Below are 26,573 nucleotides of genomic sequence, written 5' to 3' on the forward strand. Positions count from 1 at the left end.
AAATCTAGATTTGATTTTAAAGACAAGGACACTTGTCCGGTAGTTGCTGTATTAGTAAACAAAAAAAGCGCCCAATGGCGCTTTTTAACATGAAAATAAAACTTAATACTGCAAGTTAGGCTTTAGCTGTAAGTATTGCTCTAAGTGGAGCAGGGTAACCTTCAATGGTTTTACTGGTGTCATTGGGGTCTAAAAAGTCAACTAATGATTCGTTTTCCATCCAGTCAGTTTTACGCTGCTCATCGAGCGTTGTAATAGCGCAATCTTTAATTTGCACATCTTTAAAGCCAACACGTTCCATCCACAGTTTTAATGCAGCAGTGCTTGGAATAAACCATACATTACGCATCTTTGCGTAGCGGTCGGTCGGAACCAGTACGGTGTTTTCATCGCCTTCAATAACTAAGGTTTCAAGCACCAGCTCACCGCCTGGGCGAAGCTGTGCTTTTAATTGCGCTAAAAAGTCGATAGGTGAGCGACGGTGATAAAGTACTCCCATCGAAAATACCGTATCAAATGCTTTAAGTTCTGGTAGGGCTTCTACACCTAATGGTAATAAATGCACGTTTTGATCTGGGTTAAAGTGTTTAATAGCCTGAAATTGGCATAAAAATAAGTCAGATGGATCAATACCTACCACAAACTGAGCACCTTCACCGCGCATACGCCATAGGTGATAACCCGAGCCACAACCAATATCTAATACAGTACGGCCTTTTAATGGCTCAATATGCGGTAGGAGTCGATCCCATTTCCAGTCACTGCGCCATTCTGTATTAATGTCGATACCGTGCACATTAAATGGGCCTTTACGCCAAGGCATCATCCGTTTTAATAAATGCGTGGTTTGTTTTTGCTCGCCTTCAGTCATTTCGCCAGGCGCGCCTATTGCTACTTTGCTGACAATATCAACGTGGTTTGTTGATACCTCAGGTAAGTTTTTTAGTACTTTTTGCCATTGAGGCAAATCGCCATGGCTGGCCTCTTGTTGCCAATGCTTTAATTGCGCAGGCAGGGTTTCTAGCCAGTGGCTAAGTGGGCTTTGTGCAATTGCAGCGTAAAATTGGTTAAACCATGCAGACATGTGTCACTCTCTAAATTATTTAATTGCTACCATTGAGCAAAAATTAAAACATTGATACCACACTTGCGTTTGGCTAAAACCAATGTCGCTTAAACGTTGTGTATGTGTGCCAAGTGTATCGGGGCGCATTACGTTTTCAATGGCGGTACGCTTTTGGCTTATTTCAAGCTCAGAGTAGCCATTATGACGCTTAAAGTCGTGGTGCAAGTCAATCAATAGGCTATCGCATTGCTCGTTTTCGGCTTTAATTTTTTCACTTAGTAGCAAAACGCCACCGGGCTTTAAATTAGCGTATATTTTTTCAAGTACCGCTTTGCGCTGCGCTGGTGGAATAAACTGCAGGGTAAAATTCATCGCTACAACCGATGCATTTTGAATATCAAGCTCGTTAATGTCACCTAAAGTAACAGTTACAGGAACATCAGATCTAAATCCTTGTAAATGTACCTTACAACGTTCAACCATGGCTTGTGAGTTATCTACAGCAATAATGTGACAGCTATCAGTTTGAATATTACGGCGCATACTTAGGGTAACCGCCCCTAACGAGCAGCCTAGGTCATACAAATTTGAATTTGGCTGAGCATACTCACCGGCTAATTTCCCCATAGTACTCACTATCGTGGCGTAACCAGGTACCGAGCGTTGGATCATGTCGGGAAATACTTCAACCACATTTTGATCAAAACTAAAGTCTTTTACTTGTTGCTCAGAGGCATAAATACTGTCTTTTATACTCACGAAGGCAGTCTCTTTGAAAATAATAGTGCTATTTTAACATTTTATACTGGATAGTCAGTGATAAATTCAGTAGCTTGACTAGAATTATGAAGAATAAGTATAAAAGAGATTATTAAATGAGCAAAAGTAAAGTTATTAGCACCGACGATATATTAGCAACATTATGCCACTCAGTAACGGGTGTACTTTCATCAGCCAGCGGCAACGAGATCAGCTATTCAGCCATGGTACAAAAAATCACTCGCACTTGTATGCGACCAGACATAGGCTGTTTTGTTTTATTTGATGGGGGCTTTACCGGTTTAGTCGTTACCAACTTTACGGCGCAAGCGGCGATGGAAATTTACGGCGACTATATGCGTAATATGGGCATGCCAGAAGAGGAGATCGCGCATAGTCACTTATCTGATGACGTTTCAAACGTGATGGGTGAGTTGATGAACCAAATAGTGGGCGACTTCACGTCAAAAGTGCGTGAACAGCTGCATACCTCTATTACCCAAAACCAGCCAAAAATGATGGCTATTAACAAGCAAGTGCAAATATCGGTTGATACCACTATGGATCGTCCGCAAGCACGCCGTGTAACGTTTACTACTCGCAACCAAAATATCTTCTATTTAGAGTTGGCGATGGATAAAACAGAGTTTATTAAACTTCACGATTTTGACATTGTAGAAGCCATAGACCCAGACGACATTATCGCAAACGAAGCCAAGCAAAAAGCGGATAAGGAAAAAGCAAAACAGCCAAAGCAAGATGATAGCGACGACGACTTTATGGCCGAATTAGGGCTTTAACGTTTTTACGTAGGTTGGGTTGAGTGAAACGAAACCCAACGAGCTTTTGAGCTGTCAGTTTGTAGCTATTAGTGAATTATAAAAACGCGGTTTAGCATCGCGTTTTTATTTTTGAGTGCTTTAGTTATGATTTAATGCGTAATTATATTTTGGCTGATCGCTCAATTATACGGATTCTCACCCCTCGCAATAGCTACACAAAAAATGCGCAAATCCAACTCTAGCTGATGGTACTGCGGCTCCATATGGCAGCACAGTTTATAAAAGCCTTTGTTATGGTCTTTTTCTTTAAAATGCGCGAGTTCGTGCACCACTAATGCTTTTAATAACGACTCTGGCGCGCGCAGTAAATCGCTGTTGATGGCTAAATCGTGCTTACGGGTTTTACCTTGCATGCGGTACGTGTGAGTTCCGAGCGCATTGGTGACCATATCACCTTGTTTTTTAAACGCAGCGCGTCCAAATGGCGGGGCGTTTTTTAAATGCTTTTTTAAGCTCAGTGGCGTAGCTATACAGTAACTTATCACTAGTAATACGATGCGCCTGTGGGTACTTATTAAGTAAATACTCACTTACCTTTCCTGCTTTTATTAGTCGTAATACTTGCTCAACGATATTGGCAGGGTAGCCGGTAAAGTAACGTGCGTATTCACTCATTATTGTCTCTGTATTTTGAATTTATTTTTAAAAAAGTGCTTGCTGGTGGGCTTCTTTTTCACCACTAAATGGATTGAGTACGTTGTGATTATACCCCAAATCTTGGCAAAACTGGCGAGCCAGCAGCGGCGCTTCGCGGTTATCAGCGGTATGAAAAAACACATAGGGGCTTTTGCCCTCATCGAGCCACTGGGTTACTTTGCTAAGCCAAGGCTGATAAAAGGTCTTATAATCGTTTTCTAAATCAGCAATAACAAAGCGCGCCATAGGCTGCGAGCCCGTAGCAATAGCGTGAACTGGTAAATGCGGTTTTTTCTGTTGTGCGTCTATTAGCGCTTCGGTGGTTGGCTTTACTGCAAAGAGCGCTCGAGTATCCATAGCAATACGGTTTATATTATTTGCCATTAAAAGCTGATTAAGTGCGATTTCGGCCTCACCTTTTTTGAAAAAATCAGGGTGGCGTACCTCAACCCCATAGTTTAGCTCTTTAGGAAGTAACTCAATAAAAGCGGCAAGCTTAGCTAAATGTTGTGGGGCAAACGCTTTAGGTAATTGCAGCATTATTTGCCCTGTTTTTTCAAATAGTGGGGCGAATAAATTAAGCCAATTAGTTAGCTCATGTTGCACGTTAGTAAGTTGGAGTTCGTGACTAAAGCGCCGATGAAATTTAAAGGTAAATTTAAACTCATCGGGTACACTCGCAGCCCAGCGTAATACAGTGTCAGGCGAGGGGTCGGCGTAAAAACTGGTGTTACCTTCCACCGAATTAAAATGCTGCGCATATTCGCTAAGCATATCGGCATTTTTACACTGGCGTGAAAATAAGTTTCCTTTCCATACGTTGCTCGACCACTGCGGGCATCCAATATATAGCATACAAACAAAAGCCTTGTTATAAAGTGCCGATAGTGTAACAAATAACAAAACGGTACGCTGTAAATTCAACCCCGAAAGATAAACACGCCCTAGCATCTTCAACCTACTTGGGTATAATGCAGGGCTTAATTTGATTATTTTGAATTGCTAGCGGTTTTATTTTCATTTTGGTGTTTATAAAAACTTTTAAAACAACGGTGTTTAACCGCTATATGCCTTTTATCTGACAGGAAAACTATGCGCTCTATATACTGCGGACAGCTAAATAAAACTCACGTAGATCAGGAAGTTGAACTATGTGGCTGGATCAACAAACGACGTGATCTTGGCGGACTTATCTTTGTCGATTTACGTGATAGAGAAGGTTTAGTACAAGTTGTATTCGATCCGGAAGTTGAAGGATTAATGGAAACAGCTAACAAACTTCGTCAAGAATTTTGTGTTCAGTTAAAAGGGATTGTACGCGCTCGCCCAGATAGCCAAGTAAATAAAGACATGGCAACCGGCGAAGTAGAAATTTTAGGCACGGGTTTAACTATTATTAACCGCTCTGAGCCTATGCCACTTGATTTTAACCAAGTGAACTCAGAAGAGCGTCGTTTAAAATACCGTTACTTAGATTTACGTCGTTTAGAAATGAGCGACCGCATTAAATTACGTGCTAAAGCAAGCAGCTTTGTACGTCGCTTTTTAGATGAAAATGGCTTTTTAGATATCGAAACGCCAGTACTAACTAAAGCAACGCCTGAAGGTGCTCGCGATTACTTAGTGCCTAGTCGTGTTCATAAAGGTAGCTTTTACGCATTACCGCAGTCGCCACAGTTGTTTAAGCAATTGTTAATGATGTCGGGTTTTGACCGTTACTACCAAATTGTTAAATGTTTCCGTGATGAAGACTTACGTGCTGACCGTCAACCTGAATTTACTCAAATAGATTTAGAAACCTCGTTCATGAGCTCTGATCAAGTGCGTGGCATGACAGAGAAAATGATTCGTGAAATGTGGCAGTCATTACTAAATGTTGATTTAGGTGACTTCCCAATTATGCCTTACTCTGAGGCAATGAGCCTATATGGTTCTGATAAGCCAGACTTACGTAACCCGATGAAGCTTATTGATGTAGCCGATTTAGTAAAAGACGTAGAATTTAAAGTATTCTCAGGCCCAGCAAACGATGAAAAAGGCCGTGTTGCAGTACTAACGGTACCAGGTGGCGCATCACTTTCTCGTAAGCAACTAGATGATTACACTAAGTTTATCGGTATTTACGGTGCTAAAGGTTTAGCATGGATGAAAGTAAATGACCGCGATGCAGGCGTTGAGGGCGTGCAATCGCCAATCGCTAAATTCTTAAATGAAGATGTGATCACGCAGTTACTTGAACGTACTAATGCACAAACAGGCGACATCATTTTATTTGGTGCGGATAAACGCAACACCGTAAATGAAGCCATGGGCGCACTTCGTTTAAAAATTGGTGTTGATTTAGAAATCACTAATTTAGATAGCTGGGCACCACTTTGGGTTGTTGACTTCCCAATGTTTGAAGAAGATGACGAAGGCACATTACACGCTGTACACCATCCATTTACTGCACCAAAAGATATTAGTGCCAGTGAGCTTGAAGCAAACCCAGCAGCGGCTATTTCAGATGCTTACGATATGGTATTAAACGGCTATGAAGTGGGCGGTGGCTCGGTACGTATTCACAATGCAGATATGCAAGAAGCAGCATTTAGAATTTTAGGTATTGAAGCGCAAGAGCAGCAAGATAAATTTGGTTTCTTACTTGATGCACTTAAATACGGCACACCACCGCATGCAGGTTTAGCGTTCGGTTTAGACCGTTTAGTTATGTTGTTATGTGGTACTGATAACATTCGTGACGTTATTGCTTTCCCTAAAACTACACAGGCATCGTGTTTATTGACTGATGCGCCTAGCAAAGCTAACAGCGATTCGCTTACAGAGCTTGCAATTAGTGTAGTTGAGAAAGAATTACCAAGCGCAGAATAAAGCTAGTGTTTAGTTAGATCAAAACCCCTTAGGCTAAATACCTAAGGGGTTTTTTGTTTGGCATACCCAATTTAGGTGCTTTATTTTTATGAGCGAGTTATTTAAAGATAGTCATTATTTTGATCAGCCATTTTCAAACTTTACAGCAAATGCAAAGCGCTTTAGCGATATTGAGTTTGAACAATGTCAGTTTATTGATTGCGATTTTAGTCACAGCCAGTTTAGTGCCTGTCGGTTTATAGAGTGTGAGTTTATTAACTGTAATTTGACTGAACTTAACTGGAATTACAGCTCCTTAGAAGAGGTGAGCTTTGCAAACTGTAAGCTCAATAGCATAGTGTGGGGGCAAGTAAATTGGCCGCAATTAGCGCTAACGTCACCGGTGAGTTTTAAACAGTGTGAGCTGAGCCATAGTTCGTTTTTTGAATTACAGTTAAAAGCCTTAACAATGACGAACTGTTTTGCCAAAGATGTTGATTTTAGACACGCTAACTTAACTCAAAGCAACTTCTCGGACACTGACTTTAGATATAGCTTGTTTCATAATACAAATCTTAATAAAGCTAACTTTGTAGGCGCTTCGCTGTTTAATATAGATATAAAAAACAATAATGTCAGTGGTGCTAAGTTTGAACGGCTTGAAGCGTTAAACTTATTAGCTGGACTTGATATCGAGCTGGTTGATTAGCCGCAAGAGCTTACGGCTAATCCGTTATTATATTTACTATTAGCAGACATTGAGCAGGCCAAACTCAAAAATTTATATTCAATTTTAGGTTAAAAACCTAGAACTGCTGTAATCTTGTATAATAACACCTCAACTTATAGGTGTTTATGAACTTAGAAATCAGACGGTTAGATCATCATGGTATTGTTTTAGGTGTCATTGAAGATTTAAAAAGAGTTTCCCTTTTAGACCAACATTACCTCAAGATGAGAAGCAAGAAATTATCCCAGGCGAAGCAGTTAAAGGTATGATTATGAACTGTCTTGAATTTGCCAATCGTCCTTTATCTTTCAGTCCTCAGTTTTTTACTAATTTGCAATTTGACCTGTTTTTGTTATGTTCACTTTTTAACAAGGATGTTAGCAATATAAATATGGAATCTTTCCTGCTTTGTCAGCTAACGGTAACTTGAAGGTTCGCTGATGTCATTTTCTGAAATATTAAGAAAGCTCAATAATCATATTGGTACTCACAAAGTACATTTATGTCCCGAAGTGAAAGGCCGTTTAGTTAATAGCGGTACGCCTCTTGCTAATGTAAAAATATCAAGATCGCTTAGTTATTCTGATGGTAAATACACAAAAGGTAAGTGTTTTACAGATAGCAATGGCGAATTTGAAATGCCAGAAATGAGCTTGAGATCCAGTCAGCCTGCTTTGCTAATAGCTGAAAGGTTTACTTCTCAGAGGATATTTGCGCATTATGAAAATGATGTTTTCTTATTATGGTCAAGTGAGAATTCAGGTATAAACACGAAACCTGCATACGCAAAGAAGTTACGGAACTTAAATGGTGATATTTCTGACGAAGAAACCTTATTCTCTTTTAAAGATAATTATCTTTTTCATGAATATAATGGCGTTAGTATATGCCGTTGGAAAGAAAATTTTCAAGAAGTTAACAATGATGATCTATATAAGTTTATTGGTCAGGATAGCTAAACCAGAATAAAAAATATATCAACTGGAATGGGGGCTGTTTTTGTCAAAGGCGAAACTTAAAAGGTAACTATTAAAGAACCTTTATAATATTAGGCTTATTATAAAGGTGCTAGATAGGAGAGTGGAGCAATAGTAATTGCTTAATTTATGCAATATCTCACAGGATATGTGATCAAAAGAAAGATGCAAGAAGTAGCTGTTATTTTAGTTAATTTGCAATTTTACATTTTTTTGTTATGTTGTTTTTTTTACATGGATGTTGGCAATATAAATATGGAATATTTCCTACTTTGTCAGCTAACGGTAACTTTAAGGTTTGCTGATGTCATTTTCTGAAATATTAAGAAAGATCAATAATCATATTGGTACTCACAAAGTACATTTATGTCCCGAAGCGAAAGGCCGTTTAGTTAAGAATGGTGCGCCTCTTGCCAATGTAAGAATATTAAGATCACTTAGTTATTCTGATGGTAAATACACAAAAGATGAGTGTTTTACAGATAGCAATGGCGAATTTGTAATGCCAGAAATGAGCTTGAGATCCAGTCAGCCTGCTTTGCTAATAGCAGAGAAAATAAGATGGCAGGAAATTACAGCCCAATACGGTGGCGACAACTTTATATTATGGTCAAGTAACCCCAGTGGAATTGCTGTTATTCAAGAGTATGCCGATAAGTTGAACTCGTTGAATGGCGACGTTATTAATGAGGAAGTTTTCTTTTCCTTCAAAGGTACATCGTGTCAGAATTCGTACTGTGCAAAAAGTATCTGTCGATGGGACGACGATTTTGTTTTAATAGATCTTGAAGCCGATTTTGATCGAATGATAAGCGGGATTTTATAATAAGGATATTGGAATGAGTACAAATATGAATGTATTAACACCGGAGTTAGCTGCATTGTTTGCTTCGGTAGCTTATGATGTAAACCGTAACGGCGGAACTCAAAAAAGTCTCTACCATAGTAGGTTGGCAGTAGGGTTTTCTTTTGAAAGTGATAATTTGTAAGCAATTAGTGGCAGTGTTTTAAAAAGAATATTTAAACATACAACTCCTTTCGGCTGTATAGCAAAAGGCAAACGAGGGCCATTTGAAGGTGACTTTGTAATAGCCTTAAGAGGGACGGAAAAGAAGCGTGATATTATTACTGATTTACACTGTGGTGTGAATACATGCGCTAATGGGCAACCTGTTCATGCTGGATTTAATAACACTTTTAATTCATTAAAGCAGCAGCTTGAAGATTACTTCAAATTAGCCGCTTCGCAATCAAGAACAGGTCTAAATATTCATGTTGTTGGTCATAGCTTAGGAGGCGCGTTAGCTAATCTAGCTACAAACTGGTTAAAGAAACACTTTAACGCAAATGTAAAACTATATACCTTTGGTGCACCTAGGGTGGGGTATCCAAGCTTTGCACTAAAAACTGTTTATGCGACCGATAATGGTATATATCGCTGTGTCCATGCTGGCGACCCAGTTCCGCTAGTGCCTGTATGGCCTTTTGTGCATACCGAGGATGAATACATATTGCATGGTGCACCGGCGATAACAGCAAAAGCTCACAGTATGACAGTAAAAACACCAGGGTATTTACATACTGCTAGTTGCTTTAAGAGCTATGCTGCAATCAATAAAGGGAAGGAATCTAGATTAAGACGACAAGTAAAACTTGATTATGATAAGCGCTTGCAAGCTAGGCCCACAACTCGTTGGGCAAGAACAATTGGCGAAGCGATAATAACTCATTTACATGCGTCAGGCAGATTACATGCAATACAAGCTGATATTTCAAATACCCTTACGGTTTACGATAAAATTGCAAAAGTGTTAGCAGACAGCATTGATATATCAAAAGGTAATACCGAAGATGTAAGAGGTATTTTGGGGCACATTCTTTCATTTTGTGGATTACCCTTTAAAGCCATTGAATTATCTTACAAGTTTATAAGGAGTACTTTAACTCTAATGATAAACACCTTGACCAGTATGGCAAAACTAGCACTCACAAGTTTATAGCACTGTGCTTGGTGTGGAAGTTAAGTAAGGCAGGTATTGATTGGCAGCTTTAATTGCAAGCAGTTCACACACATCTGCATGTATTACTGTTGCTTCGGTTACGAAGACCAATCAGCACAATAAGCTGTAGTAACTACAAATTTAACTGCAATTATTATCGATGAAATACAATTGCAGTTTAGCCGTAAGAGCTTACGGCTAGTCCGTTATTATATTTACTATTAGCAAGCAGGGCCATTTTTGTTGCGCGCGCTAGCAAGTGCGCGAGCTATGCTTAGTAGCTCAGGCGAAATATCATCCGAGCCATCTTTAATTAGTTTAGTTACATCACCTGATGAATATAAGCTATCACGCGGTGATTTAATTCCCAGCTCTCTCACAAAATCTTTAGTTTTACCTGTACTGCCGGTTTCAATGAACTTAAAAATAATGCGTTCATTGTTACTTTTCGGCTCGGCTTGTAACACTTTAATTTCTTCTTGGTAGGCTTCAATTCTGCTTTGTAGAATGTCGATGCGTTGTTCAATGCTGTTGTATGATTTCATGAATGGATTCTTTTGCGATAATAGTAAACAATAATCGCTATTATCGCACAAATTAGCAAAGGCGCGTGCTAACCTTTATAATAAAAATTAATGTTAGTTAAAAAAGTATAAATAATACAAGGGAATGCATGTTAAAAATTATAAAAAAGCGTTTAATGTTAAGTGCTCTGACTTTAAGCACTATGCTATTTGCATCATCAAGTTATGCTCAAGACGATGCAATCATTGATGAAAGTCGTAATCGCTCTATACCTGTAAATATTACCCTACCAGCTAACCACCTTAAGTGCCGCACGCAAGTCAAATGCCCAGTGGTATTTGTAAATGCGGGGTATGGCATTAGCCACAATGAATACACCTTTGCGAGTAAGCTATTTAATGCGCAAGGCTATTTAAGCATTGCGGTAGCACATGAGCTTAAAAGTGACCCTGCACTTAATCGTGCGCAGCCATACCTAACTACTCGTATGGAAAATTGGCACCGAGGTGTTGTAACCCTTAAGTTTTTAGTCAACGAGCTAAGTGTTAAATACCCTGAGTATGATTTTACAAAACTCACCTTATTTGGCCACTCAAATGGTGGAGATATTTCAGCCTTGTATGCAGCTATTTACCCAAGTGAAGTAAGCCAATTAATTACGCTCGATCACCGCCGCATGTTATTGCCACGCAATAAAAGCATACGCGTACTTACACTGCGCGGTAGTGATTACCCAGCCGATGCACACGTGCTTTTAACCGACCAAGAGTTAACTGTTTATCCTGTTACGCAAACGTTGATAGCAGAATCACGTCATAACGATATGTACGATGGCGGGCCTGAATGGCTGGTGGATAGAATGAGTAAAGAGGTAGCGGCGTTTTTAGACGAATAAAATGAATAACATAAAATATTATTTACAGTGATCAGTTCAACCAACTAGCCTTTTCACTAGCTTCCCCGTACGACTGTAAATTAAATTTTTATAGGCGTTGGGGATAGGAAACAGGTTTTTGATGATTTAATTTAGGTACAAATTTATAAAGGGAATCTTGAATTGTTCACTTATGTTTAGTAGTCTCATGAGAAGAAAACCATCGGAAGGTCAAATAGTGTTTAAAAGTAAATTAACTTTCTCTTATCGTCGCTCCTCCTTCTTTTTGTGTCTAATAGTATTATTTTGTACGTGTGTTTATTCATCGGAGAATCAAGCTGTGTTTGGGTTATTTAAAAGTTATGAAGTTCAATTATCACCTGAGGTCAAAGGGCGAATAACTAATCAGGGCGAAGCTCTTGCAGGAGTAGAGGTTATTAGAAAGCTTTTTTATGAAGGTTATGAAAAAAACCCTGTTATAGATTATGCACTAACTAATACCCGTGGTGAGTTTTCTTTCGATGAACTTATTGTTCGCTCTAAAGCTCCTGGAAATATTGTTGGGCAAGATTATTTAATCAGGCAAGAAATAACGGTTAAGAAAGACTTAATCAACGTTAAGAATGAAGCGAATGATGATGGCTATTATTGGCTCTGGGTCATGAGTAAAGGCTGGAAAAGTGTACCACCTGTGAGCAGGTTGCTAACGGGTTTAAATGCTGATTTACAGAATGAAGAAGTCCAGTATGATTTAGATATCAGTCAATATGGGGGATCTCGATATCAGCCTTTGGTAACTATCTGTGATCTAGATATGGACACTATAAACAACTTACTATCTCCAGAGTAAACGAATTACTATTTATTTTAAGGATGAAATTATATGACAGCACTATCCCCTAAACTAGCTGTGCAATTGGCACTCTTCGCATATGATTCAATTGGGAGAGGTACTAGATTAGTCGTACCTAAACTCATAAAGAATGAATTCCACTTTAAATCAGAAAATCTAGCAGAAGGTTCATCTGGAGGCTTTTTTTGGCGACAAACGACAGGTTTTTTATATATCGGGAAAGGCCATAGTCAGTCTCATAAAGGTGATCATGTTATTACAATACGCGGAACTGAAACATTAGCGGACGTATTAACAGATGTTACTTGCCCTACAACTACTGGGTATACTGATACTAGTGTACACAAAGGTTTTCAAACCACTATGGCTTCTTTTGTAGATAGCATAGACACATATATAACGCAGCCAGAAGTACTTAATGGTGGAGGAGTTATTCATTGTGTTGGACATAGTTTAGGTGGTGCTTTGGCTGGTTTAGTTGCAGATTACATCAAGCACACATATGGAAAAACTGTTTATTTATATACGTTTGGTGCACCTAGAGTAGGGAAGAAGGGCTTTTCTGTACATTCTGGTAGTCGCATCGATAAAGTTTTTCGTTGTGTGCATGGTGCTGACCCCGTACCTAAAGTTCCCGTGTGGCCTTTTTGTCATATGGAAACTAAAGAGCCTGAATATGTTCCGTATCGCGCTCAAGGTATTGACGCCGGTGCGCACTCACTACTTGATTCTCCAGGTTACACAAAAACAGTAACCGCTTCTGATTGGGAACATGTGTATAGCCAAGTACCAAGCTCTTTATATCGAAGAGTTGTTTTAAACTACAATAATCGTTTACAAACTACATATTCAACTCATTGGGCTGATAAAATAGCTGCTGCTTTAATGACATTAATGATTGACGGTGGTTTTGCTGGCATTATTGCGTCTTTTCAATACACAGGCTCAGCTATAATGACGGTATACGATATAATGGCTGAAACAGTTGTGAAAATTTCGAGTATGGTCGGTCTTGAAGAACAAGTAAGGGGTTTGCTAGGCTGTATGATAGCTTTTGCTGGGAAAACGGTGGCTGTGCCATTAAAATTAACAAAAGCGTTTATTAAGTGGGTATTTAATATATGTATTGATAGATTATTATCATCTGCACGTAATGCAATTAAAAGAATATCTACTTAAAGTTAATATTTTTGAAGCATCGCGCAGCGTTTGCTGCGCTTTTCTGTTTTAGTTACCCCACTAATTCACTAACTACCAAAGGGCTGTTATGTAGCGTTTTATGCACTGGGCATTTGTCTGCTATTTCAAGCAAGCGCATGCGTTGTTCATCAGTTAAATCACCTTGTAAGGTTATTTTGCGAGTAATGGCTTCTAGATTGCCGGTTTTTTCACAACCATCACAATCTTGGTTGTAATTGCGGGTATGGTTGAGCTCTACTTTTATGTGCTCTAGCGGCAACTTTTTGCGACTTGCATACATGCGAAGTGTCATTGCAGTACAAGCTCCAAGCCCAGCGAGTAAATGATCATAAGGGTCTGGGCCTAAGTTTTTACCGCCGACATCGGTGGGCTCATCAGCAAGCCATGTATGGTTTTTAGTACTCACGTGCTGAGTGAATTTATGATCTTTTTCTTCAACTAATACACTGCCGTTAGTTAATTTTGCACTATAGGGTGTTTTATCGTATTCAACATAGCGATTAGCCCACGTAGCAATAACATCGGCTGCGTAGTTAGCGTCTTCTTTATTACTGAGTAAGTGATCGGCATTATCTAAACTTATAAAGCTTTTTGGATGCTTGGCAGCGGCGTAAATTTTTTCGGCTTCACTAATATTCACGGTAGCATCAATAGGAGAGTGCATAACTAACAAAGCACGCTTAAGCTTACCTATATGGCTGTTATCGTATTTGGCGATGTCATCTATAAATTGTTTTTTAATCGTAAATTCCCGCCCAGCTAAACACACTTTTGCTTCACCCGATTGGTTTATTTCATCTAGATGAGCAGCAAAGTTATGAGTAACATGCTGGGCATCCGATGGCGCGCCTATAGTCGTAATAGCTGACACTTCGGGTATGTGCTCTGCTGCTGCAAGCACCGCAGCACCACCTAAACTGTGGCCTATTAATAATTGAGGCGCTTTAAAGTGTGTTCTTAAGTGATTGGCTGCAGCCACTAAGTCTTGAATGTTTGATGAAAAGTTACTGTTGGCAAAGTCACCATCGCTATTACCAAGCCCAGTAAAATCAAAGCGTAATACAGCAATGCCTTGCTGAGTGAGCGCGCGACTTATTCGTGTTGCAGCCGCTACATCTTTAGAGCAGGTAAAACAGTGAGCAAATAAGGCATAAAATTTCACTTCACCAGAGGGCTGTTCAAGTTGTCCAGCGAGTTCTAATTCACCGCTTTTAAAAGAAACTTTTTGTCGCATGTAGAGAGCCTTAACAAGTTGATATAGTGTGTGATGCTGATAAGGAATAGATTGGTACGATGGGGTGAAAATTCAATACAAGCGTTATTTTGATCTTGATCAAGGCAGAGAAGGCTTGCTTATTGAGTGCGGACATATGTCCTTATAATTTCAAGGGGGTTTGTCTATCCTCGCACAGCATAAAAATGCAGCCTTTATTACTTGAATTAAGTAGTTAAGCTATATTTGAATGTAATACCAATTTGCATAAACGTGTGGTTAATTTAATGTATTAAGTCGTTGTGTATCGGCGTTTAAAAAACCTTATCTAGAACAACTAGATATAATTTTTTTGCGTGGTTAACATATAATATTTAGTTAATTAAATGGATCTTTACTCAAGCGAATTGGTAAATGGCTTCTAACAACCTACTTACTGGAATGTACCATGCAATTACCTACAGTTGATTATAAAGCGGACGATGCGGCTGCGCAATTTGTTGAATCGTTGAGAAATACTGGTTTTGGCGTATTAAAAAACCATCCTATTCCGCAATCTTTAGTTGAGTCTATTTATAAAAATTGGCAAGACTTTTTTAACTCAGAGCAAAAGCATGAGTTTTTATTTTCAAAAGAAACGCAAGATGGTTATTTTCCACCGTCGGTATCAGAAGTTGCTAAAGGTCATACGGTAAAAGACATTAAAGAGTATTTTCATGTTTACCCTAAAGGCCGTGTTCCTGCTCAATTAGAAGCTGATGTACGTGAGTACTACCGTTTAGCTAATGAATTTGCGGCAACATTACTTAGTTGGGTTCAGGCTGAAGCGCCTGAAGAAGTGCGCGCTAAGTTTTCTATCGATCTAAAAGATATGATTGCCCAGTCTGAGCAAACGTTGTTACGTATTTTACATTACCCGCCAATGACAGGTGATGAAGAGCCAGGTGCTATTCGCGCTGCTGCGCATGGTGATATTAACTTATTAACCGTATTACCAGCGTCAAATGAGCCAGGCTTACAAGTGCAAAAAACCGATGGCGGTTGGTTAGACGTGCCATGTGATTTTGGTAGCTTAATTATTAATATTGGTGACATGTTACAAGAAGCATCAGGTGGCTACTTCCCATCAACGATTCACCGTGTAATTAATCCATCGGGTAAAGCAACAACTAAATCACGTATTTCATTACCGTTATTTTTACACCCTCGTCCAGATGTAGTGTTATCTGAACGCTACACAGCAGATAGCTACTTACAAGAGCGTTTACGTGAGTTAGGTGTAAAATAATCTTTTAGCATGTGTAATGCTCAGGTAAATAAAAAGCGGCTATTTTGAAGTGACCCCATAAAGTTGGACTCATTTCTAAGCGGCTGCCAAGGCCTGATTTCGATACTGTATCGGGCTCAGGCCTTTTAGTTTCAGTTTAATACGCTCATTGTTGTAATAGTGGATATATTCTTTAATGTTTTCAATAAGATCATTCACGTCTTTAAACGTTTCGTTGTGGTACATCTCGCTCTTCAATATGCCGAAGAAGTTCTCAGCAACCGCATTATCTAAACAATTTCCTTTTCTAGACATACTTTGTTGCAATCCTTTTTCCTTAAGGTGATTTTGATATTGTTTGTTTTGATATTGCCACCCTTGATCTGAGTGTACAACTGGCTTTTCATTTGGCTTCAACCTAGCAGTTGCTGTTTTAAGCATGTCAGTTACCAAAGGGAGTGCAACGGATTTTCTGACTTCGTAACTGATTACCTCTTGGTTGAATAGGTCAATCATAGGCGATAGATATACCTTCTCATTATCTACTTTAAACTCCGTCACATCCGTCACCCATTTTTGATTTGGCTTCTGCGCAGTAAACTCGCGGTTAAGCGTATTTTCTGCGATTTTACCCACTTCACCTTTATAGGATTTATAGCGCTTAGGCCTTACTTTTGACTTGAGTCCTAACTCATTCATCAACCGTTGAACGCGCTTATGATTAACAAGTACTCCCATTGCTCTCAGGGCACTCGTAATTCTGCGATAGCCATATCGCCCTTTATGCGCGTGATAAATATCACGTATTTTTACCAGTAAATCATTGCTTGCACAGGGTTGCTTACAAGTAGTGCGATGATAATAGTAAACACTCTTTGGCAGCCCTGTCGCCTTTAAAAGGTGTTGTAAGCTATGCTTTGCCTTGAACTCTTCGACGACTATCGTTTTGTCTTTGCTTTTTTCTTTCTGGCTTGAGCCAAGGCTTCTAACTTTTTTAGCACATCATTCTCAGCTCGTAAGTATGCTAGTTCTTCTCGTAACTCCTCCTCAGTCATTTGCTCTACTAGTTTTGATGAAGAAGAATTATTTGTCATGAATGGCTTACCTTTTCTCTGTGGTTTAAGACGTGATATACCATCACGAGCATAAAGCTTTTGCCATTGAAAAAGAATGCCTGGGGACGATAAATCGAAGAAAGCACTGGTATAACCGAGTGACCAACTGTTTGCTGTCATCGTTTTTAACACTTCAGCCTTAAATGCTAGAGAATAAGGTTTGTGAACAGACCTGAAGCTTTCAGCGCCATGAATTCGATAAATAGCGGTCCAATATCGGACCTGCCTATCTGTAACATTAAATCTGTTACTTACCGCCGAAGAGCTTTCAGACAAAGCGAGTTCAGCTATTTTGAGCTTGAAAGCTCGGTGATGTTTGGACATAAAAAGACCCCCAGTAATTGGAATGTCCAACTATTGGGGGTCACTTCAGTTTAGCCGCTTTTTTAGTATTTGTGTTTATTGATTTGGCACAAAGTAAATAATGGCATGCATTCTGAGCCACTAAAGGTATAATGCGCGCAACTGGCCACTTTGGCCTAATTTGAAATAGAGAGTTTATATGAGTTTTGATGGTTTAGGTTTATCACAGTCTTTAGTTAATGCGGTTTTAGAAAAGGGCTATGAAACGCCAACGCCTATTCAGGCTCAAGCTATTCCAGCAATTATTGCACGTCGCGATGTAATGGCCGCAGCGCAAACCGGTACCGGTAAAACCGCTGGTTTTACTTTGCCGCTTATTGAGCGTTTATCTTCGGGCACTAAAGCAAAAAGTAATCATGTTCGTGCGCTTATTTTAACGCCAACCCGAGAGCTTGCGTTGCAAGTAAGCGAAAACGTTGAAGAATATGCTAAGCATTCAAACGTGAGTTCGTTTGTGGTTTACGGTGGTGTTAAAATTAACCCACAAATGCAGCGCCTGCGCAAAGGGGTTGATATTTTAGTGGCGACACCAGGGCGTTTAATTGATTTACACAATCAAAACGCGGTTAAATTTGATAGCGTTGAAGTACTGGTTTTAGATGAAGCCGACCGTATGTTAGACATGGGCTTTATCCATGACATTAAGCGCCTGATTGCAAAAATGCCTGAAAGGCGTCAAAACTTAATGTTCTCAGCCACGTTTTCGGATGATATTCGCGCGCTGGCAAAAGGGTTAATTAACGACCCCGTTGAAATTTCTGTTGCAGCTAAAAACACCACCGCAAAAAGTGTCACGCAAAGCGTATACGCAGTAGACAAAGCACGTAAAACGGCCCTATTAAGCCATTTAATTCGTAGCAACGATTGGCAACAAGTACTGGTATTTAGTCGTACTAAACACGGTGCTAATCGTTTAGTTAAGCAACTTGAACGCGATGATATTGTTGGCGCGGCAATCCATGGCAATAAATCTCAGGGCGCGCGTGTTAAAGCACTAGAGGGCTTTAAAAGTGGTGAAGTGCGCGTATTAGTGGCAACCGATATTGTTGCACGTGGTTTAGACATTGTTGAATTACCGCATGTTGTAAACTACGACTTACCTAATGTATATGAAGATTATGTTCACCGTATTGGCCGAACTGGTCGTGCGGGAGCATCAGGGCATGCTATTTCGTTTGTAACGGTTGACGATGCAGTAGATTTATACGGCATTGAGCGCTTTATTGGCGAGCTAATTCCACGTGCTGAAGAAGAAGGTTTTGAACCGGCTAACCCTGTTGCTGAGCGCGCACTCGATGCACGCCCGTTACCGGCTAAAAAGCCAAAGAAAAAACAACCATTTAATAAGCCTAAATCAGATAGCAGCAAATCTAATAGCAAAAAGCCTAACAATGGTGGCAATGGTACGGGCCCACGTCGTGGTGGCTCTAAAAAGCCAGCAGCTAAAACCGATGATAATGCACAAAACCCATGGGCAAAGCGTCAATCGGTAGGTGGGAATGGCCAGCGCCGTCGTCGTCCAGCAAATAACGACTAATTAGGTTTAGTTCGCTTTAATAAAAAACGCGCTTACATTTACTGGTAGCGCGTTTTTTAATGCCTATTTTAAAGCTTTACTAACCGATTAAATAATTAACTGCTAATCCTACAAATAAAGTAACACTAACGCTCAGTAATGTTCCTAGCATCACATATTCAGTGAGTTGTTTATCTTTGTTGGCACTTAAGTCGCCAAATCTAAACACGGACTTGGCGGCAATTAAAAACCCAAGCCCTGCAAACTGATCTAATAAAATAAATGTCAGCATAAGTACTCTTTCAAGCATACCAATACTTTGTCCTGCTAAGGGGAGGCTACCATCACTAGAAAAGTGATTAGTCAAACGCTCTAACATCATTCTTATAAATACCGCACTGGGGCTTAAAATAATAAGGTAAGCAGTTATAACCCATAGCACTTTTGCGTTGCACAATAACGCCATTACATTGTCAGCAAATTGCTGATCGTCAGTTAGCCAAATAGTTATCGCAATAATGACAGTAATATGTGCAATTTGGTCTAATAAAAAAGGCACTACGCCTTTATTTGAATATGATTTAGCAATATCAATAAAGTAGTGACTGATCATAATAATGCCGGTCGCCAGTAATACGCTGCTTAGTTGTTGCCAGCCAAAACTATATTCCCAAAGTGCCACAACGACTAAGCTGATAACTCCGTGAACCAATACATGGTAGTAAAGTTTTTTTGCTTTAAAATGACGGCTGTTTCTGTCGTTTACCCAGCTCATGGGTTGCCAATAAAAATCAGCGAGTAAGTGGCCAATAATCAGTGCGACGAGCAATAGTGAAAATTCCATTAGTCATGTCCTTGCTGTATGCTTTTAAGCTGTTGTTGTGCATGTAAAATAAATCGTTCAATCAGCTGATAGTTAGCAAGATTAAGCAGCTTAGTAACGTTTTCGCGGCTGGTGTTAAGCTCATTAGCTAAAGCTGCATGGTTGTTATTAGTATGGGTTAAATATACATACAAAGCATTTGCTTGTTTTTGGGTTATTTTACACAGTAATACATCGACAAACGCTAAGTTTAGCTTGAAGCTCTCATCAACCGATTGATCTGCAATAGCAAATGTAAAACGCTGGTTTGTCATTTTATCTAGCTCATGTCCAGAGAGAGTAAACGCAGAGCCTGTGGTAGTTTTTATACTCTTACCCGGGTTATCTATTTGCCCCAACGCCATACTTTGGCGCAATTCATAGCCGGCAGATTTTAGCTGTAGATAAATGAGTATAGCGGTGGTAACTAACTGTTCACTTTTATCGAGTTGCAGTTGAAATGCATCCCCACGGTAAATATCCCAAGATGTTGTTTTATTGCAATTTGCACGTAAACTTTGCTCTAGCTGATAAAGCATGGCATCGTATTGTTGTTTAGGTATTTTTTGCGATTTAATAATATCGCCGCTGATCACACCAATCATAAAAATCCAGATAGATTATTTATATGTAACTAATTTTGGTTACATTATTAAATGTAACCATATTTGGTTACATTGGGTTTGGTAACTAATTTAGGCTACTTAACACGCAATTGCAAGTATTACTCATTGGGACATAATAATGACCTCACAACAAACCAGTAAACCTCGTATAGGTATTTTTGTCGATGTACAAAATATTTATTACACCTGTCGCGAAAGCTACGGTAAAAACTTTGATTACAATGCCTTTTGGCAAATGATGGAGCAACAATACGATATAGAATGTGCGTTCGCTTATGCAATATACCGAGGTGATGAAAAGCAAAATCAGTTTCAAAATATTTTGCGCGCTATTGGCTTTGAAGTAAAACTAAAACCCTTTATTCAACGCCGTGACGGCAGTGCCAAAGGCGATTGGGATGTGGGTATAACTATAGATATGCTAGAGCAGGGAAAGCAGCTTGATAAAGTTATTTTACTCTCGGGTGACGGTGACTTTGCATTATTACTTGGGCATTTAAAAAATCAATATAGTGTTCCGTGTGATGTATACGGTGCTGATAAATTAACCGCAGAGGTACTTAAGCAAAGTGCCGAGCAATTTCATTTAATTGACAAACAGCTACTACTTTAAAAAGTATAAGTATTGTATTTTTGATTTATTTTTGAGCAGAATGTTTGCGTTGATCATGAGAGTATTTAATACAAGGGGTGCATAGATTAATTAAGCCTAATTTAGGCTTTTTTTATGGCGATAATAAATTGGGTTTAGTGGATGAGTATGGTAATTTTAAGATTCAATTAGTATCAAGGAATTACATGCTTAACTACAGTAATATGCCATTAGACAGAGGCTCAAATGCGCGCAAAGACCCTACTTGGGTAGACGCAAAAAAAACAGCAGACAGTTTATGGCTTTTAGTTAAAGGCAATCACACCTTATTTGCTAACAGTAGCCCTGAGGTGGTGTATTTAGCTTACCAACAAGTGGCGCATTTAGATTTAACGCAGGCTATTCTTTTAGGATCAAATAAACAGGATAATGCCGTATTTGCGCTAGACGTAACTGAACTCGAAGAGTCGTTATTAGCAACGATTGTTGGTGATGCCAAGTTTGCAGATATTCGTCAATATGGTACTCAAGTAGCACTTGAAGATGGCTCAAATGCAGCGCTTGCTCGTGGGTTGTGTTACTGGCATGCCACTCATAGTTTTTGTGGCCGCTGTGGTACTAAAAATCACTTAGTTGAAGGAGGGCATTCACGTTTATGCGATAACGCAGCCTGTTTGCACCAAACTTTTCCGCGTACCGATCCTGCCGTTATTATGGTAGTAACTAAAACATTTTCTGATGGGATTGAACGCTGTTTATTGGGTCGTCAAGCAACTTGGCCAAAAGGATTGTATTCCTCGCTTGCAGGCTTTGTTGACCCTGGTGAAACCCTCGAACAAACCGTGATCCGAGAAGTAAAAGAGGAAGCGGGTATTACCGTGGAAAAAGCAGAGTATATTGCTTCTCAACCTTGGCCGTTTCCTTCATCAATTATGCTTGGTTTTATTGCCAGAGCAAGCAGTGATGAAATAAGCACAGAGCAAGATGAACTGGAAGATGCACAATGGTTTTCTCGCGAAGAACTTGCGCAATTTAAAGATTGGCAACACGAGGGGGAGCACTTAAAGCTTCCAAGAGCAGATTCTATTTCACGTTATTTAATTGAATATTGGCGTACTCAGATAGAAGGATGAATCATGTCGAGCAAGAATAAAAATACCCAATTAGTGTCATCAGGGCGCAAAAAAGCGTACACCCATGGCGTAGTTAATCCAGTGATACAGCGCGCTTCAACGATTGTGTTTGATTCTGTGAGTGAGCTTAAAAAAGCGGCTAAAACACGTGGTGACAAAACCTTGTTTTATGGTCGCAGAGGGACGACCACTCACTTTGCTCTGCAAGAAGCCATAACTGAATTAGAAGGCGGTGAGGGCTGTGCGTTATACCCATGTGGCGCGGCAGCGATAAGCCAAACGCTGTTATCGTTTTTAAAGTCCGGTGATCACCTTTTAATGGTGGATACTGTTTATGAGCCTACGCGTGATTTTTGCGACAAGATATTAGCTGGGTTGGGTATTAGTACGACCTATTATCCGCCAATGATTGGCGCAGACATAAAAGAGTACATTCAAGACAATACCAAAATGTTGTTTTTAGAGTCTCCGGGTTCAATTACCATGGAAGTTCAAGACGTTCCCGCCATGGTAAAAGTGGCAAACGATCACAATTTAATGACTGTACTTGATAACACCTATGGTAATGGTTTGCACTATCGTCCGCTTGAACATGGTGTTGATATTAGTATTCAAGCCGCCACCAAATATATTGTTGGCCACTCTGATGTGATGATGGGGGTTGCTGTAGCTAATAAAAAGTATTGGCCAACACTTCGTGAACACTCTTATTTACTCGGGCAATGCACCAGTGCAGATGATGCGTATTTAGCACTACGAGGCTTGCGTACCATGGCAGTGCGATTAAATCAGCATGAAAAAGCCGCGCTAGAAGTAGCAAAATGGCTTGAGCAACATGCGTTGGTTGATCATATTCGCCATCCTGTGTTTACAACATGCCCAGGCCATGAATTTTTCAAGCGCGATTTTGACGGCAGTAATGGCTTATTTTCGTTTGTAATGAAAGCGGGTAATCAACACGCCATAGATGCTTTTTTAGATAGCTTACAACATTTCAAAATGGGCTTTTCGTGGGGGGCTTTGAGAGCTTAGTAACGGCAAGCTTATCAATGAAAGGGCTGCGCTCGCAAACAGGGTGGGAGCATGGACCTGTTATTCGTTTGCATATTGGTTTGGAAGATGTTGAAGATTTAATTGCCGACTTACAGCAAGCATTAGTTATTTATGAGCAGCATTTATAATTACTAATTGGTTAAATTACATTATTTGTTACAAAGCCTACCCCTAAGTAGGCTTTTTTTGCTAGCAATTCAACGTGTTTACACTTAGTGTTGTTAAATAACGCTTATTTTAAAGCACGAACAACGTCATTAAGGATAGTCAATGGCAACACCATCACCAGTTAACGTAGGGCGCTTAACCCAAATCGCGGGTTTTGAGCTGGTACGTATGTTTTTAACTAAACGAGGACTTATTGCATTGGCGGCTTTTGCGCTAGTGTGGCTTGTTATTTTACGTTACCCCATAGGCCAAGCTGTAGGCATAATCAGCTCGCCAGATTTTGAGCAAATAGCCCGTGATATTTCCGGCTCTATTGGATTAAGTAAGTTACTTGATTGGCCTGAAGCCGAATTTGCTATGTATTGGCTTATTGCTTTGTATAGTTTTCCTGTTTTTAGCTTATTTATTTGTAGTGATCAAACCGTCGGTGACAGAGAGCGCGGTACGCTAAGGTTTTTATCATTACGCTCAACGCGCTTTGAAATACTCTTTGGTCGATTTTTAGGACAGTTAGCGGTACTAACCTGTTTAGTTGGCATCACGCTTATAGCGACATTGGCGGTGCTCGGGTTTCGCGAGCCGAGCTTACTTGCTGGTGGCCTTGGTCGTGCTGTTTCAATATTTTTAATACTCATAGTTACTTTTTCGCCGTTTGTAGCGTTAATGAGCTTAATTAATACTTTTGCGAGCTCATCTCGTCTGGCAATTGTGTTAGCTATTTTATATTTTACAGCCGGTGGCATTATTGTTGGATTACTGGAGTGGCAACTACCCGCATTAAGTGTGCTTGATTATTTATTCCCTGGTGTGCAAATAGAGTTATTAGCAGGACAAAACTTACCGTTATTGAGCACATTAGCTATTCCACTTGTGCAAACAGCAGTACTACTTGCAGTTGCTCAACGTATTTTTGCTAGGAGCTCATTATGAAATCATTAATAACAGGGCGTAATTTAAGTAAATCATATGGCTCAAAACTGGCTCTAAATAATGTGAATTTCGAGATTCAAAAAGGCGCGCCAGTTGCATTAGTTGGCCCTAATGGCGCAGGGAAAACCACTTTATTTAGTTTGTTGTGTGGCTATATCGCACCTAGCATGGGTGAGCTTGAAATACTTGGCCATAAACCTGGTAGTGCTGCTTTATTTAATAAAGTGAGTGCGTTACCACAAGATGCACAGCTAGATCCGCGTTTTAATATAGATAAACAACTTAGCTTTTATGCCAAGCTACAAGGTATGAGCACCAAGCAAAGCCAAATAGAAGCACTTCGAGTATTAGATTTAGTGGGTCTTAGCGAGGTTGCAAAAAACCGCGCAGGGGACTTATCTCACGGTATGCGCAAGCGCGTAACCATAGCACAAGCATTAATTGGTTCACCGCAAATTGTGATGTTAGATGAGGCCACAGCAGGGCTTGATCCGATTCATGCCAGAGAAGTCAGGGAGCTGGTGTCTGAGCTATCGTCTCAAGCGACGTTTATTTTAAGCTCTCATGATTTAACTGAACTTGAACGATTATGCTCTCAGGTACTACATTTGGACAAAGGTATATTAAGCGAGCACCAAACTAAAGCGGCGAATACCGATAAGTATTTTTACACTTTAATGCTCAGTGAAGCATATCAAAATGTGGAGCAACAACTGCAAGCACTTGATGGTGTAAGCCGTGTTTATATGAGCCAACATAAAGAGTATGTGATTGAGTATCAACCAACGAGCGAGTCACTTGACATAGCGCTATTGCAATCTTGTCGCCAACACAACTGGCAATATAGACAGTTAGTAAATGGTCATACTCTAGAAAATCAAATATTTAAACAGGAGAAACTATAATGGGATTATTTAGTGGTTTAATGGGGAACGCCAGTGAAGTGGATGATGCCGACTTAGAGAAGGTATTGGCCAATACACTTATCGAGGGTGAGCGAGTTGAAAAGGCGTATAAAGTAGTTCGTGATATGTTTATCTTTACAAATAAGCGGCTAATTTTATTAGATAAACAAGGCGTGACTGGTTCTAAAATGGAAATGATCAGTATTGCTTACTCTAAGATAACTAAGTTCAGCAAAGAAAGTGCGGGGCACTTTGATTTAGATGCAGAGCTGAAAATTTGGGTTGGATCTGATCCAACGCCTATCAGCAAGGACTTTAAAGCTGGCGATAATATAAATGATGTTTATCGAATAATCAGTCAGTATTCATTATAGAAACAAACAAAAAGCGGTATAAAATTAAAGTAATTGTTTACAGCTTGTTGCGATTACTTTAACATAAATTTCTCCAACACTTTCTTACAAATTCCCTAACAAATACAATTGCTTGATTCAGTTTTCGTTCAGTTTCGCGGCGTTAGCATACCCCCACTTTAGCAATGTAGTTAAAGCACAAAAACAATGTACATAGGGATGTTTCATTATGAAAAAGTTAGCAATTATTATTTCAGGTCTTTTATTATCAAGTGCTGCACACGCTGCAGATAGCTATCAATCAATCAGTAACTTAAGCTACGCAGAGATTGATAACAACGATACGATCAGCGTAGACTCAACTTACTACTTCTCTCCTAAAAGCACACTAGGTCCATACGACCAATTCGAATACATCAACAAGCAAAGCAATGTATTTGGTAGTTACGCTGATGACGATTTTGGCGATGTGACTGCTATTGGTGGTGAATACTTCGTTGAAGATTTTGTTGTTGGTGCGTCTTACCAAAATGCTGATTACAACTCTAACAACGAGTTATATACACTTTCTGCTGGTTATTTCTTTAACCCAGATTTACTTGCAAAAGTAAGATTTGTTGATCAAAAAGACGGCGATAACATTACATTCTTTTCTTTAGCATACAACCACATGCTAAACGATACAGATTACGTAGGTATCACTGTTGAATCAGACGATGATTTTGATTCTCGTTCAGTAGCTGCTAAATACTTTGTTGATTTACAACAAGGTAACTACTTAACAGTAGAAGGTACTTTTGTAAGTCTTGACGAAGCAGATGACCAATGGAACGTAGAAACAAACTACTACTTCTCTAAAGCGACTTCTGTATTTGCATCTTACGATAAAGAAGACAACTACAGCTTTGGTGCTCAACACTTCATCAATAAAAACATTGGTTTAAAAGTGGGTTACGGCAACAACGCAGATGACTCAGATTACGATGCTTACTTTGCTAACATGCGTTTTCAGTTTTAATTGAGCGTTTAATCGCATAAATTAAAACCAATTAAGTAGTAAAAAGCCCACATTTTGTGGGCTTTTTGCTGTGTGTAAAAAATATGTAACTCTACTTGTAGCTATATTTTAATTGTAATGGAATCGGCTCAGCATTTCGTGGCCCCC

General features: G+C 39.6%; 27 protein-coding genes and 3 pseudogenes. 20 read left to right on the forward strand and 10 right to left on the reverse strand.

The genetic code is table 11. The features are described from left to right. Positions 1-115: 115 nt before the first annotated feature. The gene (cmoB, locus tag AB8618_RS05005) at positions 116-1,084 is read right to left on the reverse strand and encodes a tRNA 5-methoxyuridine(34)/uridine 5-oxyacetic acid(34) synthase CmoB (protein ID WP_413401572.1); all 969 of its coding nucleotides are present in this window, start codon (positions 1,082-1,084) and stop codon (positions 116-118) included. Positions 1,085-1,099: 15 nt separating this feature from the next. After that, positions 1,100-1,825: a carboxy-S-adenosyl-L-methionine synthase CmoA gene (gene cmoA, locus AB8618_RS05010; protein WP_413401574.1), complete on the reverse strand. Its 726-nt coding sequence runs from the start codon at positions 1,823-1,825 to the stop codon at positions 1,100-1,102. 116 nt (positions 1,826-1,941) lie between these two features. Between cmoA and AB8618_RS05015 the strand changes: the two genes are divergently transcribed. Beyond that, positions 1,942-2,625, forward strand: a complete 684-nt coding sequence (locus AB8618_RS05015) for a DUF3334 family protein (RefSeq protein WP_178955625.1) — start codon at positions 1,942-1,944, stop codon at positions 2,623-2,625. Positions 2,626-2,786: 161 nt separating this feature from the next. Here the strand turns inward: AB8618_RS05015 and AB8618_RS05020 are convergent. Next, positions 2,787-3,282: pseudogene (locus tag AB8618_RS05020) on the reverse strand (M48 family metallopeptidase). Positions 3,283-3,309: 27 nt separating this feature from the next. Next, the gene (locus tag AB8618_RS05025; protein WP_413401578.1) at positions 3,310-4,158 is read right to left on the reverse strand and encodes a DUF72 domain-containing protein; all 849 of its coding nucleotides are present in this window, start codon (positions 4,156-4,158) and stop codon (positions 3,310-3,312) included. A 237-nt stretch (positions 4,159-4,395) separates the two neighbouring features. Here AB8618_RS05025 and aspS point away from each other — a divergent pair, with 237 nt between their 5' ends. From aspS to AB8618_RS05060, 7 genes and pseudogenes are all read left to right on the forward strand, one after another. Continuing rightward, on the forward strand, positions 4,396-6,174 hold the full coding sequence (gene aspS / locus AB8618_RS05030) for an aspartate--tRNA ligase (protein WP_413401580.1): 1,779 nt from the start codon (positions 4,396-4,398) through the stop codon (positions 6,172-6,174). An 88-nt stretch (positions 6,175-6,262) separates the two neighbouring features. Next, entirely contained in the window at positions 6,263-6,862 is a 600-nt protein-coding gene (locus AB8618_RS05035) for a pentapeptide repeat-containing protein (protein WP_409425073.1), read from the forward strand. Between the two features lie 244 nt (positions 6,863-7,106). Continuing rightward, a pseudogene (locus AB8618_RS05040) lies at positions 7,107-7,313 on the forward strand (DUF4277 domain-containing protein); the annotation flags it as partial. 10 nt (positions 7,314-7,323) lie between these two features. Beyond that, complete coding sequence (locus AB8618_RS05045) at positions 7,324-7,842, forward strand: DUF6795 domain-containing protein (protein ID WP_409425074.1); 519 nt, start codon at positions 7,324-7,326, stop codon at positions 7,840-7,842. 322 nt (positions 7,843-8,164) lie between these two features. Then, entirely contained in the window at positions 8,165-8,686 is a 522-nt protein-coding gene (locus AB8618_RS05050; RefSeq protein WP_409425075.1) for a DUF6795 domain-containing protein, read from the forward strand. Positions 8,687-8,699: 13 nt separating this feature from the next. Continuing rightward, positions 8,700-8,849 carry a hypothetical protein gene (locus AB8618_RS05055; protein WP_409425076.1) on the forward strand — a complete coding sequence of 50 codons (150 nt, stop codon included), beginning with the start codon at positions 8,700-8,702 and terminating at the stop codon, positions 8,847-8,849. A gap of 99 nt (positions 8,850-8,948) precedes the next feature. Further along, on the forward strand, positions 8,949-9,860 hold the full coding sequence (locus tag AB8618_RS05060) for a lipase family protein (protein WP_409425560.1): 912 nt from the start codon (positions 8,949-8,951) through the stop codon (positions 9,858-9,860). Between the two features lie 221 nt (positions 9,861-10,081). Here the strand turns inward: AB8618_RS05060 and AB8618_RS05065 are convergent, their stop codons facing one another. Next, on the reverse strand, positions 10,082-10,405 hold the full coding sequence (locus tag AB8618_RS05065) for a hypothetical protein (RefSeq protein ID WP_409425077.1): 324 nt from the start codon (positions 10,403-10,405) through the stop codon (positions 10,082-10,084). 128 nt (positions 10,406-10,533) lie between these two features. Here AB8618_RS05065 and AB8618_RS05070 point away from each other — a divergent pair, with 128 nt between their 5' ends. The 3 genes from AB8618_RS05070 (at position 10,534) to AB8618_RS05080 (ending at position 13,291) form a co-directional block, all read left to right on the forward strand. Beyond that, positions 10,534-11,280, forward strand: a complete 747-nt coding sequence (locus AB8618_RS05070) for an alpha/beta hydrolase (RefSeq protein ID WP_413401587.1) — start codon at positions 10,534-10,536, stop codon at positions 11,278-11,280. Positions 11,281-11,467: 187 nt separating this feature from the next. Beyond that, complete coding sequence (locus AB8618_RS05075) at positions 11,468-12,109, forward strand: DUF6795 domain-containing protein (RefSeq protein ID WP_409425079.1); 642 nt, start codon at positions 11,468-11,470, stop codon at positions 12,107-12,109. 33 nt (positions 12,110-12,142) lie between these two features. Then, on the forward strand, positions 12,143-13,291 hold the full coding sequence (locus AB8618_RS05080) for a lipase family protein (protein WP_409425080.1): 1,149 nt from the start codon (positions 12,143-12,145) through the stop codon (positions 13,289-13,291). Between the two features lie 52 nt (positions 13,292-13,343). Here the strand turns inward: AB8618_RS05080 and AB8618_RS05085 are convergent, their stop codons facing one another. Continuing rightward, positions 13,344-14,546 (reverse strand): alpha/beta fold hydrolase, encoded by a 1,203-nt coding sequence (locus tag AB8618_RS05085; RefSeq protein WP_413401590.1) that lies wholly within the window; start codon positions 14,544-14,546, stop codon positions 13,344-13,346. 427 nt (positions 14,547-14,973) lie between these two features. Here AB8618_RS05085 and AB8618_RS05090 point away from each other — a divergent pair, with 427 nt between their 5' ends. Further along, entirely contained in the window at positions 14,974-15,813 is an 840-nt protein-coding gene (locus tag AB8618_RS05090) for an isopenicillin N synthase family dioxygenase (RefSeq protein WP_013464577.1), read from the forward strand. Between the two features lie 75 nt (positions 15,814-15,888). Here AB8618_RS05090 and AB8618_RS05095 read toward each other — a convergent pair whose 3' ends face one another. Next, complete coding sequence (locus AB8618_RS05095) at positions 15,889-16,734, reverse strand: IS3 family transposase (protein WP_413402830.1); 846 nt, start codon at positions 16,732-16,734, stop codon at positions 15,889-15,891. Next, a complete protein-coding gene (locus tag AB8618_RS05100; RefSeq protein ID WP_409423191.1) occupies positions 16,731-17,231 on the reverse strand; it encodes a transposase in 501 nt (166 codons plus the stop codon). Before AB8618_RS05100 ends, AB8618_RS05095 begins: the two co-directional genes overlap by 4 nt. Positions 17,232-17,409: 178 nt before the next feature. Here AB8618_RS05100 and AB8618_RS05105 point away from each other — a divergent pair, with 178 nt between their 5' ends. After that, the gene (locus tag AB8618_RS05105; RefSeq protein ID WP_413401592.1) at positions 17,410-18,807 is read left to right on the forward strand and encodes a DEAD/DEAH box helicase; all 1,398 of its coding nucleotides are present in this window, start codon (positions 17,410-17,412) and stop codon (positions 18,805-18,807) included. Between the two features lie 79 nt (positions 18,808-18,886). Here the strand turns inward: AB8618_RS05105 and AB8618_RS05110 are convergent, their stop codons facing one another. Further along, on the reverse strand, positions 18,887-19,630 hold the full coding sequence (locus tag AB8618_RS05110; RefSeq protein WP_413401594.1) for a DUF3307 domain-containing protein: 744 nt from the start codon (positions 19,628-19,630) through the stop codon (positions 18,887-18,889). Next, complete coding sequence (locus tag AB8618_RS05115) at positions 19,630-20,253, reverse strand: hypothetical protein (protein ID WP_413401596.1); 624 nt, start codon at positions 20,251-20,253, stop codon at positions 19,630-19,632. Before AB8618_RS05115 ends, AB8618_RS05110 begins: the two co-directional genes overlap by 1 nt. Before the next feature lie 139 nt (positions 20,254-20,392). Here AB8618_RS05115 and AB8618_RS05120 point away from each other — a divergent pair, with 139 nt between their 5' ends. From AB8618_RS05120 to AB8618_RS05150, 7 genes and pseudogenes are all read left to right on the forward strand, one after another. After that, on the forward strand, positions 20,393-20,887 hold the full coding sequence (locus AB8618_RS05120; RefSeq protein WP_413401598.1) for an NYN domain-containing protein: 495 nt from the start codon (positions 20,393-20,395) through the stop codon (positions 20,885-20,887). Positions 20,888-21,072: 185 nt separating this feature from the next. After that, entirely contained in the window at positions 21,073-21,999 is a 927-nt protein-coding gene (gene nudC, locus AB8618_RS05125) for an NAD(+) diphosphatase (RefSeq protein ID WP_413401600.1), read from the forward strand. Between the two features lie 3 nt (positions 22,000-22,002). Then, positions 22,003-23,180: pseudogene (locus AB8618_RS05130) on the forward strand (cystathionine beta-lyase). Between the two features lie 142 nt (positions 23,181-23,322). Beyond that, positions 23,323-24,150 carry an ABC transporter permease subunit gene (locus AB8618_RS05135; RefSeq protein WP_413401603.1) on the forward strand — a complete coding sequence of 276 codons (828 nt, stop codon included), beginning with the start codon at positions 23,323-23,325 and terminating at the stop codon, positions 24,148-24,150. Beyond that, positions 24,147-25,055 carry an ABC transporter ATP-binding protein gene (locus tag AB8618_RS05140; protein WP_413401605.1) on the forward strand — a complete coding sequence of 303 codons (909 nt, stop codon included), beginning with the start codon at positions 24,147-24,149 and terminating at the stop codon, positions 25,053-25,055. Before AB8618_RS05135 ends, AB8618_RS05140 begins: the two co-directional genes overlap by 4 nt. Beyond that, positions 25,055-25,429 (forward strand): PH domain-containing protein, encoded by a 375-nt coding sequence (locus AB8618_RS05145; protein ID WP_036983105.1) that lies wholly within the window; start codon positions 25,055-25,057, stop codon positions 25,427-25,429. The genes AB8618_RS05140 and AB8618_RS05145 overlap by 1 nt, the downstream gene beginning before the upstream one ends. Before the next feature lie 208 nt (positions 25,430-25,637). Further along, positions 25,638-26,426, forward strand: coding sequence for a putative porin (locus AB8618_RS05150; RefSeq protein ID WP_413401607.1), 789 nt, complete (start codon positions 25,638-25,640; stop codon positions 26,424-26,426). Positions 26,427-26,573: the final 147 nt, after the last annotated feature.

It is taken from the genome of Pseudoalteromonas sp. RW-H-Ap-1 (assembly GCF_048318575.1).
Taxonomy (GTDB): domain Bacteria; phylum Pseudomonadota; class Gammaproteobacteria; order Enterobacterales; family Alteromonadaceae; genus Pseudoalteromonas.

Bases quoted from the DNA above. Each gene is read 5' to 3' on its own strand.
- AB8618_RS05025 (WP_413401578.1), bottom strand. From the start codon at position 4,158: ATGCTATATATTGGATGCCCGCAGTGGTCGAGCAACGTATGGAAAGGA.
- AB8618_RS05015 (WP_178955625.1), top strand. From the start codon at position 1,942: ATGAGCAAAAGTAAAGTTATTAGCACCGACGATATATTAGCAACATTA.
- AB8618_RS05135 (WP_413401603.1), top strand. From the start codon at position 23,323: ATGGCAACACCATCACCAGTTAACGTAGGGCGCTTAACCCAAATCGCG.
- AB8618_RS05115 (WP_413401596.1), bottom strand. From the start codon at position 20,253: ATGATTGGTGTGATCAGCGGCGATATTATTAAATCGCAAAAAATACCT.
- AB8618_RS05140 (WP_413401605.1), top strand. From the start codon at position 24,147: ATGAAATCATTAATAACAGGGCGTAATTTAAGTAAATCATATGGCTCA.
- AB8618_RS05120 (WP_413401598.1), top strand. From the start codon at position 20,393: ATGACCTCACAACAAACCAGTAAACCTCGTATAGGTATTTTTGTCGAT.
- cmoB (WP_413401572.1), bottom strand. From the start codon at position 1,084: ATGTCTGCATGGTTTAACCAATTTTACGCTGCAATTGCACAAAGCCCA.
- AB8618_RS05050 (WP_409425075.1), top strand. From the start codon at position 8,165: ATGTCATTTTCTGAAATATTAAGAAAGATCAATAATCATATTGGTACT.
- AB8618_RS05080 (WP_409425080.1), top strand. From the start codon at position 12,143: ATGACAGCACTATCCCCTAAACTAGCTGTGCAATTGGCACTCTTCGCA.
- AB8618_RS05070 (WP_413401587.1), top strand. From the start codon at position 10,534: ATGTTAAAAATTATAAAAAAGCGTTTAATGTTAAGTGCTCTGACTTTA.
- AB8618_RS05075 (WP_409425079.1), top strand. From the start codon at position 11,468: ATGAGAAGAAAACCATCGGAAGGTCAAATAGTGTTTAAAAGTAAATTA.
- AB8618_RS05085 (WP_413401590.1), bottom strand. From the start codon at position 14,546: ATGCGACAAAAAGTTTCTTTTAAAAGCGGTGAATTAGAACTCGCTGGA.
- AB8618_RS05065 (WP_409425077.1), bottom strand. From the start codon at position 10,405: ATGAAATCATACAACAGCATTGAACAACGCATCGACATTCTACAAAGC.
- AB8618_RS05100 (WP_409423191.1), bottom strand. From the start codon at position 17,231: ATGTCCAAACATCACCGAGCTTTCAAGCTCAAAATAGCTGAACTCGCT.
- AB8618_RS05145 (WP_036983105.1), top strand. From the start codon at position 25,055: ATGGGATTATTTAGTGGTTTAATGGGGAACGCCAGTGAAGTGGATGAT.
- AB8618_RS05035 (WP_409425073.1), top strand. From the start codon at position 6,263: ATGAGCGAGTTATTTAAAGATAGTCATTATTTTGATCAGCCATTTTCA.
- AB8618_RS05150 (WP_413401607.1), top strand. From the start codon at position 25,638: ATGAAAAAGTTAGCAATTATTATTTCAGGTCTTTTATTATCAAGTGCT.
- AB8618_RS05055 (WP_409425076.1), top strand. From the start codon at position 8,700: ATGAGTACAAATATGAATGTATTAACACCGGAGTTAGCTGCATTGTTT.
- nudC (WP_413401600.1), top strand. From the start codon at position 21,073: ATGCTTAACTACAGTAATATGCCATTAGACAGAGGCTCAAATGCGCGC.
- AB8618_RS05110 (WP_413401594.1), bottom strand. From the start codon at position 19,630: ATGGAATTTTCACTATTGCTCGTCGCACTGATTATTGGCCACTTACTC.
- AB8618_RS05045 (WP_409425074.1), top strand. From the start codon at position 7,324: ATGTCATTTTCTGAAATATTAAGAAAGCTCAATAATCATATTGGTACT.
- AB8618_RS05090 (WP_013464577.1), top strand. From the start codon at position 14,974: ATGCAATTACCTACAGTTGATTATAAAGCGGACGATGCGGCTGCGCAA.
- AB8618_RS05105 (WP_413401592.1), top strand. From the start codon at position 17,410: ATGAGTTTTGATGGTTTAGGTTTATCACAGTCTTTAGTTAATGCGGTT.
- aspS (WP_413401580.1), top strand. From the start codon at position 4,396: ATGCGCTCTATATACTGCGGACAGCTAAATAAAACTCACGTAGATCAG.